A 12,794-nucleotide genomic window follows, 5' to 3' on the forward strand; every position below is an offset into this window, starting at 1 on the left:
AGGAGATGACCGCCGTGCCGGCCACGTCCCAAGCCGCCCACCTGACGGGCAGTCGCTGCCGCGACTGCGGCAACGTCGCCTTTCCCGAGGCGACCGGCTGCCAGCGGTGCGGGAGCGCCGACCTGACCGCCGTGGCCCTGGCCGACAGCGGGACCGTGTGGGCGCACACGGTGCAGCGGTTCGCGCCCAAGTCTCCTCCGTACGTGCCCCCGGCGGAGGGCTTCACGCCCTTCGCCGTGGGGTACGTCGAGCTCCCGGACGGCGTCCGCGTGGAGGCCGTCCTCGACGCCACCACGGTCGACGACCCGGCCGAGCTGACCGGTGCGACGGTCACGCTGGTGGCCACCGAGCCGGTCCCGCGGTTCGCGACCGCGGAGTGGCTGGCCGCCCACCGGGCCGAGGGGGAGGGCCGATGAGCGAGGTCTCGATCATCGGCGCCGGGCTCTCGCGCTTCGGGCGCCAGCCCGGGGTGACCGGGCGGGCGATGGCCGTCCAGGCGATCCACGCCGCGCTGGCCGACGCCGGCATCGCCTGGCCCGACGTGCAGGTCGCCTTCGGCGGCAGCGACGGGGCCGGCCTGGCCGACACCCTGGTCGCCGAGCTCGGCCTGACCGGCATCCCCTTCACCAACGTCAAGAACGGCTGCGCGACCGGGGGCAGTGCGCTGGTCGCCGCCGTCAACGCGATCCGCTCGGGCGCCGCGGAGATCGCGCTCGCGGTGGGCTTCGACAAGCACCCCCGCGGCGCGTTCGACCCGCGTCCCGAGGACTGGGGGCTGCCCGCCGGCTACGGCGACGCGGGCCTGATGGTCACCACCCAGTTCTTCGCGATCAAGATCGCGCGCTACCTGCGCGAGCACGACCTCCCCGAGAGCCTGCTGGCGCAGATCGCCGCCAAGGCCTACCGCAACGGCGCGCTCAACCCCAACGCCTGGCGGCGCGAGGCCATGAGCGAGGAGCAGGTGGCCTCCTCCGCGATGGTCAACGACCCGCTCACCCAGTACATGTTCTGCTCGCCCGGCGAGGGCGGCGCCGCGATCGTGGTCGCCAGCGCCGCGGCCGCGAAGCGGCTGGAGGCCCGGGCGGTCAAGGTGCTCGCCGTCGCGCCGCGCACCCGCGCCTTCGGCACCTTCGAGGTGTTCAGTCCCTCGATCCAGGGCGCCGGCGCACCGACCAGCGTCAGCACCACCGCCGCCCGGGCGGCGTTCGAGCAGGCGGGCGTCGGTCCCGGCGACATCGACGTCGCCCAGCTCCAGGACACCGAGGCCGGTGCCGAGCTGATGCACCTGGCCGAGTGCGGCTTCTGCGAGCACGGCGAGCAGGAGAAGTGGATCGGCGCCGGGGAGACCGAGATCGGCGGCCGGCTGCCGGTCAACACCGACGGCGGCTGCATCGCCAACGGCGAGCCGATCGGCGCCTCCGGGCTGCGCCAGGTCCACGAGATCGTGACCCAGCTGCGCGGTGAGGCCGGGGCCCGGCAGGTCCCCGACGGCCCGCGGCTCGGCTTCACCCACGTCTACGGCGCGCCCGGCATCAGCGCCTGCACCGTGCTGGGGGTCTGAGATGAGCGCACCCGACATCGACACCTTCGTCGCCGAGGCGCGGTCCTGGCTCGCCACCGTGGCCGAGCCGCGCACCCGCCGGCCCTGGGGCGAGGGCTCCGACGCCGTGGCCGTCTTCGAGAACTGGACGGCGGAGGAGGAGCGGGCCGAGACCGACCGGATCCGCGGCTACGAGCAGGCCAAGTTCGACGCGGGCTTCGGCGCGATCACCTGGCCCGCGGAGTACGGCGGGCGCGACCTGCCCACGTCGTACCTGCTCGCCTTCCGCCGGGTCGAGGCCGAGTACGACGTCCCCCGGCGCACCGAGATGTTCCCGGTCACCCAGCAGCTGATCGCCCCGACGATCGCCCAGTGGGGGACCGAGGAGCAGCGGGCGACGTACGTCCGGGCGATGGTGCGCACCGACCTGATCGCCTGCCAGCTCTTCTCGGAGACCGGCGCCGGCTCCGACCTGGCCGCGGTGCGGACCCGCGCGGTCCGCGACGGCGACGCCTGGGTCCTCGACGGCCACAAGGTCTGGACCTCCGGCGCGCGGATCGCCGACTACGGCCTCGCCATCACCCGGACCGATGCCACGGTGGCCAAGCACGCCGGCCTCACCGCCTTCCTGGTCCCGATGGACGCGCCCGGGGTGGAGGTGCGCCCGATCCGGCAGATGACGGGCGGCAGCTCGTTCAACGAGGTCTACCTCGACGGCGTCCGGCTGTCCGACGCCCACCGGCTGGGCCCGGAGGGCCAGGGCTGGAAGGTCGCGCTGACCGTGCTCGCGTCCGAGCGGCTCGACTCGGGCAACCTCGGCCTGGAGAACGCCGACCAGGCCGTGGAGCTGGCCCGCAACCTGGGCCGGCCGCTCACCGAGCTCGAGCGGGACCAGGTCGCCGACCTGGTCACCCGCAGCTACGTCCAGCGCCTCACCGGGATGCGGGTCGCGGCGGCCGTGGTCGCCGGGCACGACGCCGGCCCCGAGGCATCGGTCGGCAAGCTGCTCGCGACCGACACCATGGCCCGCACCTCCGAGGTGGTGCGGACCCTGCTCGGGCCCGACCTCACCGTCGAGAGCGACCGGTGGGGCGCCTGGGCCTGGACCGAGCACGTGCTCGGCGCGCCCGGCTACCGGATCGCCGGCGGCACCGACGAGATCCAGCACAACATCCTCGCCGAGCGGGTGCTCGGCCTGCCCAGGGAGCCGCGCTGATGGCCACCGAGACCCGGCCCACCCCGGCCGAGCTGCACGCCCTCGACCTCCAGGACCGGGTCGTCGCCGGCCTCCGCGCCCAGGGGTACGACGGCGCGCCGACCGCGCTCGAGCCGATGCTGGGCGGCCACTCCGGCCTGACCTACCGGATCACCCTGGGCGAGCAGTCCTTCGTGGTGAAGGCGGTCCCGCCGGGTCAGCGTGCGATCGGCCGTCACGACATGCTGCGCCAGGCGCGGATCATGGCGGCGCTGGCGGACACCGACGTGCCCGTGCCCCGGATCTGCGCCACCGACGAGACCGAGCCCGGCTGGTTCGCGATGAGCCTGGTGCCGGGGGAGTCGCTGGAGCCGGTGCTCGACGACCCGGCGGTCGAGCCGGCGCTCGCCGCGGCCCGCATGCTCCGGGCCGCGGAGATCCTGCCGCGGCTGCACCGGGTGCCGCTCGACCGGCTGCCGGTCGACGCCGACCCGCTCTCGCCGGCCGACGAGCTGGCCCGTTGGAGCCGCACCCTGGGCGCGGTGCCGCCGGAGCTGGTGCCCGGGGCGGACCGCCTGGAGCGGCTGCTCGCCGACGCGACGCCGGCCGCCGTCGCGCCGGTCCTGGTCCACGGCGACTACCGACTCGGCAACCTGCTCTCGGTCGGCACCGAGCCGGCCGCCCTGATCGACTGGGAGATCTGGAGCCCCGGCGACCCACGGGTCGAGCTCGGCTGGTTCCTGGTCTTCGCCGACGGCGCCAACTTCCCCGGCGTCGGCCGGATCGTGCCCGGCCTGCCCACGCCCGAGCAGCTGGTCGAGCGGTACGCCGACGGCGCCACGCCGCCGGCCGAGCTCACCTGGTTCGACGCCCTGGGCCGGTTCAAGATGGCGGCGATCATGGGCCACAACCTGCGCCGGCACCGCGAGGGACGGCACCACGATCCCGCCCAGGAGCTGCTGCCCGCGACCATCGCGCGCCTGATCGAGACCGGCACCGACCGGCTCACCTGACCGCCGCAACCCGCACCCCGACGCGAGAGGCATCCTCCGTGGACTTCGCACCCACCCCCCGCACCGCCGACCTGGCCGCGCGACTCGAGACCTTCATGACCGAGCACGTCTACCCCGCCGAGGCGGTCTACGACGCCCAGATCGCCGCCAACGCGAACCCGCACGAGCAGCCCCAGGTGATGCGGGACCTGCAGCGCACGGCGCGGGAGCAGGGCCTGTGGAACCTGTTCATGACCCACGGCGACCGTGGCGCGGGCCTGACCAACCTCGAGTACGCGCCGCTCGCCGGGATCGTCGGACGCTCGATCATCGGCAACGAGGCGATCAACTGCTCCGCGCCCGACACGGGCAACATGGAGATCCTGGCCATGTACGGCACCGAGCAGCAGCAGAAGGAGTGGCTCGACCCGCTGCTGGCCTGCGAGATCCGCTCGGCGTTCGCGATGACCGAGCCCGCGGTCGCCAGCTCCGACGCCCGCAACATCACCTCGACGATCCGCCGCGACGGCGACCACTACGTCCTCAACGGGCGCAAGTGGTACACCTCCGGCGTCCTCGACCCCGACTGCAGGCTGATCATCTTCATGGGCAAGTCCGACCCCGAGGCGCCGACCTACCGCCAGCAGAGCATGATCCTGGTCCCGACCGACGCCCCCGGCGTCGAGGTGGTGCGCGACCTGCCGATGTTCGGCTACCACGACCGGCTCGGCCACGGCGAGGTCACCTTCACCGACGTCCGGGTCCCCGCGGAGAACATGCTCGGCGCCGAGGGCGACGGCTTCGCGATCGCCCAGGGCCGGCTCGGGCCGGGCCGGATGCACTACGCCATGCGCGCGATCGGCATGGCCGAGCGCGCGCTCGAGCTGCTGTGCCGCCGGGCGCAGACCCGCGAGGCGTTCGGCGGCCCGCTCGCCGAGCAGGGCGTGGTCCGGGAGTGGATCGGCCGCAGCCGGATGGAGATCGACCAGATCCGCCTCTACACCTTCAAGGCCGCCTGGCTGATGGACACGACGGGCAACGCGTCGGCGCGCACCGAGGTCGCGGCGATCAAGGTCGCGGCGATGGAGGTGGCCCACCAGGTGGTCAACCGCGCCGTCCAGGCCTGGGGCGCCGCCGGTGTCAGCGACGACACCGTGCTCGCCCGCCTCTTCTCGCTGACCCGCGCGCTCCAGGTCGCCGACGGCCCGACCGAGGTCCACCTGCGCAGCATCGCCCTGCGCGAGCTGAAGAAGTACGACGCCGAGGCGGGCGTGGCGTGACCGGGCTCCTCGACGGCAAGGTCGCCCTCGTCACCGGCGCCACCCGCGGCCTCGGCCGGGCGATCGCCGACGCGCTGGCCGCGGCCGGCGCGACCGTCGTCGTGTCCAGCCGGAAGGCCGACGCCTGCGAAAGGGTCGCCGCCGAGATCAGCGCGGCCAGCGGCGTCCCCGCGCACCCGCTGCCCCTCCACGTCGGGGACTGGGACGCGATCGAGCCCGCGGTCGACGCGATCGTCGCCGAGCACGGCCGGATCGACGTGCTCGTCAACAACGCGGGCATCGCGCCGCTGGCTCCGTCCGCGAAGGACGTCACCGAGGCGCTGTTCGACAAGACCATCGACGTCAACCTCAAGGGACCATTTCGGCTGATGGCGGTCGCCGGCGCCCACATGCACGCCGCCGGTGGCGGCTCGATCGTCAACATCTCCAGCATCGGCGCGGAGCGGCCCAGCCCGCCGGAGGCGACCTATGCGGCCTCCAAGAACGGGCTCAACGCCCTGACCCGGGCCTTCGCCCAGGAGTACGGCCCGACGGTGCGGGTCAACTGCGTGATGCCGGGCGCCTTCGCGACCGACATGGCGAGCGAGTGGGACGAGGAGTTCATCGGCCTGGTCACCCACCGGCTGCCCGCCGGGCGGCTCGGCGACCCGCGTGAGCTCGCCGGCCTGGTCGTGCACCTCGCCTCCGACGTCGCCGGCTACACGACCGGTGCGCTGATCCCGGTCGACGGTGGCCGGACGGCGGTGTACTGATGGCCGCTCCGCAGCCGTTCGCCGCCTTCGACCTCACCGGGCGGGTCGCCGTCGTCACCGGTGCGTCCTCCGGGCTCGGCGCCGGCTTCGCGCGCGCCCTCGCCGGCGCCGGCGCGACCGTGGTCGCCGCGGCCCGGCGGGCCGACCGCCTCGACGCGTTGGCGGCCGACGTACCGGGCCTGGTGCCGCTCGCCTGCGATGTCACCGTCGCCGCGGACCGCGAGCGGCTGGTGGCCGCCGCCACCGACATCAACGGCGGCGTCGACGTGCTGGTCAACAATGCCGGCATCCCCGGCCCGCCCGACGCGCTGAGCGAGACCGAGGAGGAGTTCGGGCGGATCCTCGACCTGAACCTCACCGCGGGCGTCCGGCTCGCCGTCGACGTGGTCCGGGCGCTGCCCGAGGACCGCGGCGCGTCGATCGTCAACATCTCCTCCGTGGTCGGCCTGGTCTCCACGGCGCCGATCGGAGGCGCCGGATACGCCGCGTCCAAGGCTGCCGTCATCGGCGTGACCCGCGAGCTGGCCGGTCAGTGGGGTCGGCGCGGGGTCCGCGTCAACGCCCTGGTGCCCGGCTGGTTCGATACCGAGATGACCGAGGGGCTGTTCACCAACGAGAAGTCGGCGGGCTGGGTGCGGCGCAACACCATGCTGGCCCGCGGTGGCCGTGACGGCGAGGTCGACGGCGCGCTGCTCTTCCTCGCCTCCGACGCGTCGAGCTATGTCACCGGCCAGGTGCTGGCCGTCGACGGCGGCTGGACCGCGCGATGAGCCTGCCGCGGACCATGCGCGCCCTGCGCCTGACGGCGTGGGGCGCACCGCCCGAGCTGGTCGAGCTGCCCGTGCCCGAGCCGGCGGCCGGCGAGGTGCTGCTGCGCGTCGAGGCGGCCGGGCTGTGTCACTCCGACCTGCACATCATGGACGCGCCGGCCGGGCGGATGCCCTACGAGCTGCCGTTCACCCTGGGCCACGAGGTCGTCGGCACCGTCGTCGCCACCGGAGCCGAGGTCGACCACGCCTGGCTCGAGCGGCTGGTCGCCGTCCACGGCGTGTGGTCGTGCGGCCGCTGCCGGGCCTGCCGCCGGGGGCGGGAGAACTACTGCTTCGCCCTGACCGGCCCGATCGGCTGCGGCATCGGGTACGACGGCGGGCTCGCCGACTACCTGCTGGTGCCCGACGTCCGGCACCTGGTCGCGGCCGAGGGGAGCGACCCGGTCCGGCTCGCCCCGCTGACCGACGCCGGGCTGACCGCCCAGCACGTGGTGCGCTCGCTCGGCGCCGACCTCGACGGCGCGACCGCCGTGGTCGTCGGCGTCGGCGGACTCGGCCATCTCGCCCTCCAACTGCTCGCACCGGCCCGGCTCGCCTGCCTGGTCGCGGTCGACCCGCGGTCCGAGGCGCGCCGGCTCGCCATCCGGCTGGGCGCGGACGCGGTGACCGCGTCGGCGAAGGACGCCGCGGAGTGGCTCGACGACCGTGAGGACGGCCAGGGCGCGGATATCGTGCTCGACTTCGTCGGCTCGCCGGAGACCCTGGACGCCGCGGCGGACCTGCTGGCTCCCGGGGGCCGGATCGTCGTGGTCGGCTCCGCCGGGGGCAGTGTCGAGGCGGCCAAGGGTGGCCGGCTGCCGCGAGGCTTCGCCGTCACCGCGCCCTTCTGGGGCACCCGGCGCGACCTCGAGGAGGTCGTCGCGCTCGCCGCCTCCGGGGCGGTGCGGGCCGAGACCGAGACCTTCAGCCTGGCCGAGGCGCCGGCCGCCTACGCGCGGCTGCGCGCGGGCGAGATCCAGGGCCGCGCGGTCGTCGTACCGGCGCGGTGAGCAGAATCAACGTGAAGCAGGAGGCGGGGACATGAGGCAGTTGGCGCAGGAGCTGGTCGAGCGCGCGGAGCGCGACCCGGACGCCGTCGCGGTGATCGACGGGGCGGGCGTGCACACGCTGGGCCAGGTGGTCGCCCGGGCGAACGAGGTCGCCGACCTGCTCGACCGGTCGCTGGCGGGCGCGCCCACCGTGCTGGTCCAGGCCGACAACTCCTGGCGCACCCTCGCCGCCGCGGTCGCGGTCGGCCTGCGGGGCGGGCTGATCGCCGTGATCAGCGGCCACGCCGCCCGCTCGGAGTACGAGCTCGCGCTCGAGGACATCCAGCCCGACGCGGTCATCGCCTCGCCGCAGGCGATCGCGACCTGGCAGGCGGACGCCGCGAAGATGCCCGTCGCCGGCGAGGTGCTCGACGGCTGGCCGCTGCGCGCGGCCGCCGGCGGCCGGACCACCGGCGTCGAGCGCTGGAACGGCGGGGTCGTGATCGCGATGACGTCGGGGTCGACGGGCCGGCCCAAGTGCGTGGTGCAGTCGGAGTCCGCGCTGCGCTACGCCGGCCAGGCGACGATCGACGCGGTGGGCCTGGTGCCCGGTGACCCGGTCGGCGCGCTGGTGCCGCTGTCCAGCGTCGCGGCGTTCTGCTTCGGCATGCACCTGTCCGCGATGCTCGGCGGCCCGATGGTCTGCCTCGACAAGTGGAGCCCCGAGGATGCCGTCGCGCTGCTCCGTGAGCGCCGGGTCGCCTGGACCATGCTGGTGCCGACGATGGCGCTGCAGCTCTCGCTGGTGGCCGGATCCGAGGGCTCGCTGAGCTCGCTGAAGGCGATGACCGTCGGCGGCGGCCCGATGAACACCCATGCGCTGGAGACCGCGGAGCTGCACCTCGGCACCCGGTTCCTGCGGGTCTTCGGCATGTCGGAGTGCCTGGGCCACACCACGCCGCTGCCCTCGGAGCCGGTCGCGACCCGGCTGGGCCGCGACGGCCGGCCGTTCCCGGGGACGACGGTCCGCGTCGTCGACGCCGAGGGCCGGCCGCTGCCCGACGGCGAGGTCGGCAACGCCCAGGTCCGCGGGCCCTCGCTGTTCGTCGGCTACGCCCGGGAGGGCGCGCCGCTGCCGCCCGACATCACCGCCGACGGCTTCTTCCCGACCGGCGACCTGGCGCGGATCAACGCGGACGGCACCATCAACATCCTGGGCCGCGAGAAGCAGGTGATCATCCGGGGCGGACGCAACATCGACATCAACGAGGTCGAGGCCGCGGTCGCGGCCATCCCGGGCGTGGCCCAGGTGTGCGTCGTACCGGTGCCCGACGACCTGCTCGGCGAGCGTGCCGCGGCCCTGGTGGTGTCGACCGGACCGGTCCTCGACCTGGAGGCGGTCCGCAGTCATCTCGCCGCGGCCGACTTCCCCAAGTTCAAGTGGCCCGAGTTCGTCTACGCCGTGCCGGCGCTGCCGCAGAACCGGGTCGGCAAGCTCGACCGCAACGGCGCCGTGGCGCTGGCGAGCGAGCTCGCAGCACCCGGGTCCGGCGCGGTCGGCTGAGCCGAGGCCCGCTCTCGGGATACTCTGATCTGAATTCACTTGGAATCAAGGACGGGCCTGATGACGGTAGACGAGCAGGAGCGGACCGAGAGCCCCCGGTCGAAGCGGCGGATGATCCTCGACGCGGCGATCGACAACTTCGGTGGCGTGGGCTTCGAGCACACCAAGTGGGCGACGATCGCCGACGAGGTCGGCATCGGCCAGACCGCCCTCTACCACTACTTCGAGTCCAAGGTCCACTGCCTGCTCACCATCATGAGCACCGAGCTGGAGCGCTCGCTCGAGCGCACCCGCGCGGTCACGGCCGGCATCGAGGCCCCCGACGAGAAGATCCGGGTCGCGGTGACCGCGGCCTTCGACGTGACGCCGCGTGAGGCACTCCAGGCCCGGATCCTGATGAGCCACCAGGACCTGCTCGTCGGTGAGCGCTCCTCCAAGCGCGAGGAGGCCGAGCGCCAGCGGGCCCGCGAGCTGGTCCGCGAGATCGAGCACGAGTGGGCCGACCTGATCCGGGCCGCCACCCCCGCGCGACGCCGGCGCAAGGACGACCAGATCGTGCTGGCCCGGCTGATGCTCGGCATGATCACCAGTGTGTGGCGCTGGTACCGGCCCCAGGGCGCGCACACCCTCGACGAGATCTCGAGTGTCGTCGTCGACTCCTGTGCTCGCCTGATCCCCTGATCCGGAGCTGACCCACGGCCCGCGGAGCGCCCTCCGCGGGCCGCTTCGTCGCCACCTCATCACCTAAAGCGAATTCAAGTCAGGAGACGCCCATGTACAACCTCATCGTCCTCGCCTCGAAGCCGTCGGAGTGGACCCACGACGAGTTCATCACCTGGTGGCGCGGCGAGCACGCCGACGTGACCTATCCGCTGCCCGGCCTGCGGCGCTGGCTGCACACCGAGGTGCTCGGCGCGATGGACGACAAGCGCTCGGCCGGCTGGGACGGCATGTCCGTCCTCAGCTTCGACGACAAGGAGGCGCTGGACGCCGCCCTGGCGAGCGAGGAGTGGCAGCGTGCCGTCGCGCACGTCGGCTCGATGGGCGGACGCAGCATCATCGTCACCGGCGACGAGCGGGTGATGGTGCCGCAGGCCTGAGCCCGCGCGCTGACGGCCGGCGGGGACGGGCCGTCAGCGCGCGGTCCAGCCCCCGTCGGCGTACACCTCGGTGCCGGTCAGGTATCCGGCGTCGTCGCTGCCCAGGAAGGCGACCGTGCCCGCGATCTCGGCCGGACGGCCCAGGCGCCCCATCGGCGTGTTCGCGAGCATGGCGCGGTGTCGTTCGGTCCCCGCGTAGCGCTCCAGCAGCTGGGGGGTCTCGATGAACCCGGGGTGCAGCGAGTTGACCCGCACGCCGCGGGTGGCCCAGTGCAGCGCGGCGTTCTTGGTCATCGTGCGCACGGCGCCCTTGGCGGCGTGGTAGGCGACGCTGTTGCCGAGTCCGCCGGTGCTGCCGAGGATCGAGGCGACGTTGACGATCGCGCCGCCCCCGGAGCGCTCGATGAGGGGGCCGGCGTGCTTCATGCCGAGCCAGACGCCGGTCGCGTCGACCGCGAGCACCTTGTCCCAGTGCTCGCGCTCCTCGTCCTCGACCGTGCGGATGGAGCCGATCGCGGCGTTGTTGACCAGGACGTCGAGCCCGCCGAGGTGCTCCTCGATCCGGCCGACCGCCGCCTGCCAGGCGCTCTCGTCGCTCACGTCGAGGTCGACGGCGAGGTGCGCGCCGGGCCGGCCGGCCGGCAGCTCGGCGATCAGCTCGTCCACGGCGGTGCCCGGCAGGTCGGCGACGGCGAGGCGGGCGCCTTCGGCGGCCAGGCGGCGGCAGATCTCCGCACCCAGGCCGCCGCCGGCGCCGGTGACGAGGACGCGGCGGTCGGTGTAGCGATCCATGTCGTCACCCTGGCATGGAATTGAAGTCAGTTCAATCCTCGGCTCGGGTCGTCTCGGCGGGCAGGACCAGCATCAGGGCGTCGAGCACGCACGCCGGCCGCTCGGCGTCCTCGATGTCGATCGTGTAGCGGACCCGGCCCAGGACCCCGGCGCCGTCGGGGCCCGCGGCGGAGGTCTCGACCAGCGCGGCGCGGGCCCGGATCCGATCGCCGGGGCGGACGGGCGCCGGGAAGCGGACCCGCTCGATGCCGTAGTTGACCGCGCGGCCGATGTCGGTGAAGTCGAAGATGCCCGAGCTCAGTCGGGGGACCAGGCTCAGGGTCAGGTAGCCGTGGGCGATGGTGCTGCCCAGGTCGCTGTCCGCGGCCCGCTCGGGATCGGTGTGGATCCACTGCCAGTCCTCGGTGACGTCCGCGAAGGCGTCGATCCGCTCCTGCGTGATGGTGAGCCAGGGGCCGGAGCCGAGGTCGGTGCCGCCGGCGGCGGCGAAGGCGGCGGGGCCGGCGAAGACGATGGTCATGGCGATACCTCCGGGATGGTGAAGACACACCTGTACTGAAGTCAGTTCAAAAAGATGGCCTGAACCACTTGCTGTCGGCGTGACGCGCGTCATAAGGTTCAACTGAACCAACTTCAATTTAGCGGCTCGCCGCACGTACCAAGGAGTGTTCATGAGAATGAAGCGACTGGCCGCGACCATGGCCGGCGGTCTTCTCTCCGTTGCCGCCCTCGCCGGATGCGGCAGTGACTCGGGCGGTGGAGAGGTTGCCGGCAGCTGGGACGAGATCCTGACGGCGGCCGACAAGGAGGGCGAGGTGGTCATCTACGGCACCGTCGCCCCGGACAACCTCGAGCTGCTCAAGAAGGCGTTCGAGAAGAAGTACCCCAAGATCAAGCTCACCTACGTCCGTGGCACCGACGCAGACCTGCTGCCCAAGGTCGAGATCGAGAACCAGACCGGCCGGGGCACCGCCGACGTGCACATGACGACGGACGCGGGGTGGATCGACCGGAATCTCGACACCGACTCCTCCGTCGACATCGTCGGGCCCTCGTTCGACGACGAGGCCTACGACAAGGCCAAGAGCGTCATCGACGACAAGTGGTTCCTGACCAGTGCGACGGTGTTCGGCATGGCCTGGAACACCGACAAGCTGCCCACGGGGATCAAGACCCCCGCGGACGTGCTCGACCCTGCCCTCGCGGGCGGCAAGATCGGCGTCACGAACCCGTCCGGGATCCCGACGTACGTCGACATGTACCGCCAGATCAACGACGACTGGGGTCCCGGCTTCGTCGACAAGCTGGCGGCCCAGAAGCCGCGGGTCTACGACAGCGCGGTCGCCGTCGGCCAGGCCATCGCGTCCGGTGAGATCTGGGCGTCGCCGACGATCGGCAGCACCATCTTGACCGAGAAGGCCAATGGCGCGCCCGTGGAGTTCATGATCCCCGAGAAGCCGTTCGGCGTCCCGTGGTACAGCCACGTGCTGTCGTCCTCGCCGCACCCCAACGCGGCCCAGGTGCTCGCCGACTTCCTGGTCACCCCCGAGGGGCAGGCCGCGATCTCGCACGACTTCATCCCCGTCCTGCCCGACATCGAGGGCACCGGAGTGGCCGGGACCGACGTGCTCGCGCAGGAGATCCCGCTCGGCGACCCCGACGAGCTGTCCGGCGACTCGGTCGCCGCCTACCAGCAGGAGTGGGAGAAGAAGTTCCTCGGCTGAGGAACCCCCTCCCCGCTCAAGCCCCACCGTGGTGGCAGGTCGACGACCTGCCACCAC

General features: G+C 73.2%; 14 protein-coding genes. 12 read left to right on the plus strand and 2 right to left on the minus strand.

The window, feature by feature from the left end:
* Positions 1-5: 5 nt before the first annotated feature.
* From JOD66_RS17435 to JOD66_RS17485, 11 genes are all read left to right on the plus strand, one after another.
* Positions 6-416 (plus strand): Zn-ribbon domain-containing OB-fold protein, encoded by a 411-nt coding sequence (locus JOD66_RS17435; protein WP_204838104.1) that lies wholly within the window; start codon positions 6-8, stop codon positions 414-416.
* On the plus strand, positions 413-1,561 hold the full coding sequence (locus JOD66_RS17440) for a thiolase family protein (RefSeq protein WP_204838105.1): 1,149 nt from the start codon (positions 413-415) through the stop codon (positions 1,559-1,561). The genes JOD66_RS17435 and JOD66_RS17440 overlap by 4 nt, the downstream gene beginning before the upstream one ends.
* Position 1,562: 1 nt before the next feature.
* Entirely contained in the window at positions 1,563-2,756 is a 1,194-nt protein-coding gene (locus JOD66_RS17445) for an acyl-CoA dehydrogenase family protein (RefSeq protein ID WP_204838106.1), read from the plus strand.
* Positions 2,756-3,748, plus strand: coding sequence for a phosphotransferase family protein (locus tag JOD66_RS17450; protein ID WP_239545286.1), 993 nt, complete (start codon positions 2,756-2,758; stop codon positions 3,746-3,748). The genes JOD66_RS17445 and JOD66_RS17450 overlap by 1 nt, the downstream gene beginning before the upstream one ends.
* Before the next feature lie 38 nt (positions 3,749-3,786).
* Positions 3,787-5,007, plus strand: coding sequence for an acyl-CoA dehydrogenase family protein (locus JOD66_RS17455; RefSeq protein ID WP_204838107.1), 1,221 nt, complete (start codon positions 3,787-3,789; stop codon positions 5,005-5,007).
* Positions 5,004-5,759 (plus strand): SDR family NAD(P)-dependent oxidoreductase, encoded by a 756-nt coding sequence (locus tag JOD66_RS17460; protein ID WP_204838108.1) that lies wholly within the window; start codon positions 5,004-5,006, stop codon positions 5,757-5,759. Before JOD66_RS17455 ends, JOD66_RS17460 begins: the two co-directional genes overlap by 4 nt.
* On the plus strand, positions 5,759-6,529 hold the full coding sequence (locus JOD66_RS17465; RefSeq protein WP_204838109.1) for an SDR family NAD(P)-dependent oxidoreductase: 771 nt from the start codon (positions 5,759-5,761) through the stop codon (positions 6,527-6,529). The genes JOD66_RS17460 and JOD66_RS17465 overlap by 1 nt, the downstream gene beginning before the upstream one ends.
* Positions 6,526-7,578: an alcohol dehydrogenase catalytic domain-containing protein gene (locus JOD66_RS17470; protein ID WP_239545288.1), complete on the plus strand. Its 1,053-nt coding sequence runs from the start codon at positions 6,526-6,528 to the stop codon at positions 7,576-7,578. Before JOD66_RS17465 ends, JOD66_RS17470 begins: the two co-directional genes overlap by 4 nt.
* A gap of 31 nt (positions 7,579-7,609) precedes the next feature.
* Positions 7,610-9,121, plus strand: coding sequence for a class I adenylate-forming enzyme family protein (locus JOD66_RS17475; RefSeq protein ID WP_204838110.1), 1,512 nt, complete (start codon positions 7,610-7,612; stop codon positions 9,119-9,121).
* Positions 9,122-9,181: 60 nt separating this feature from the next.
* Positions 9,182-9,802 (plus strand): TetR/AcrR family transcriptional regulator, encoded by a 621-nt coding sequence (locus JOD66_RS17480; RefSeq protein WP_204838111.1) that lies wholly within the window; start codon positions 9,182-9,184, stop codon positions 9,800-9,802.
* Between the two features lie 92 nt (positions 9,803-9,894).
* A complete protein-coding gene (locus JOD66_RS17485; protein ID WP_204838112.1) occupies positions 9,895-10,221 on the plus strand; it encodes an EthD domain-containing protein in 327 nt (108 codons plus the stop codon).
* Between the two features lie 33 nt (positions 10,222-10,254).
* On the opposite strand, the gene JOD66_RS17490 is transcribed toward JOD66_RS17485, so the two are convergent.
* Both JOD66_RS17490 and JOD66_RS17495 read right to left on the minus strand, forming a co-directional pair.
* A complete protein-coding gene (locus JOD66_RS17490) occupies positions 10,255-11,013 on the minus strand; it encodes an SDR family NAD(P)-dependent oxidoreductase (protein WP_204838113.1) in 759 nt (252 codons plus the stop codon).
* A 31-nt stretch (positions 11,014-11,044) separates the two neighbouring features.
* Positions 11,045-11,533, minus strand: a complete 489-nt coding sequence (locus JOD66_RS17495) for a MaoC family dehydratase (RefSeq protein WP_204838114.1) — start codon at positions 11,531-11,533, stop codon at positions 11,045-11,047.
* Between the two features lie 151 nt (positions 11,534-11,684).
* Here JOD66_RS17495 and JOD66_RS17500 point away from each other — a divergent pair, with 151 nt between their 5' ends.
* Positions 11,685-12,737 carry an ABC transporter substrate-binding protein gene (locus JOD66_RS17500; protein ID WP_204838115.1) on the plus strand — a complete coding sequence of 351 codons (1,053 nt, stop codon included), beginning with the start codon at positions 11,685-11,687 and terminating at the stop codon, positions 12,735-12,737.
* Positions 12,738-12,794 lie beyond the last annotated feature (57 nt).

The sequence above is a fragment of the Nocardioides nitrophenolicus genome, from assembly GCF_016907515.1.
GTDB lineage: Bacteria > Actinomycetota > Actinomycetes > Propionibacteriales > Nocardioidaceae > Nocardioides > Nocardioides nitrophenolicus.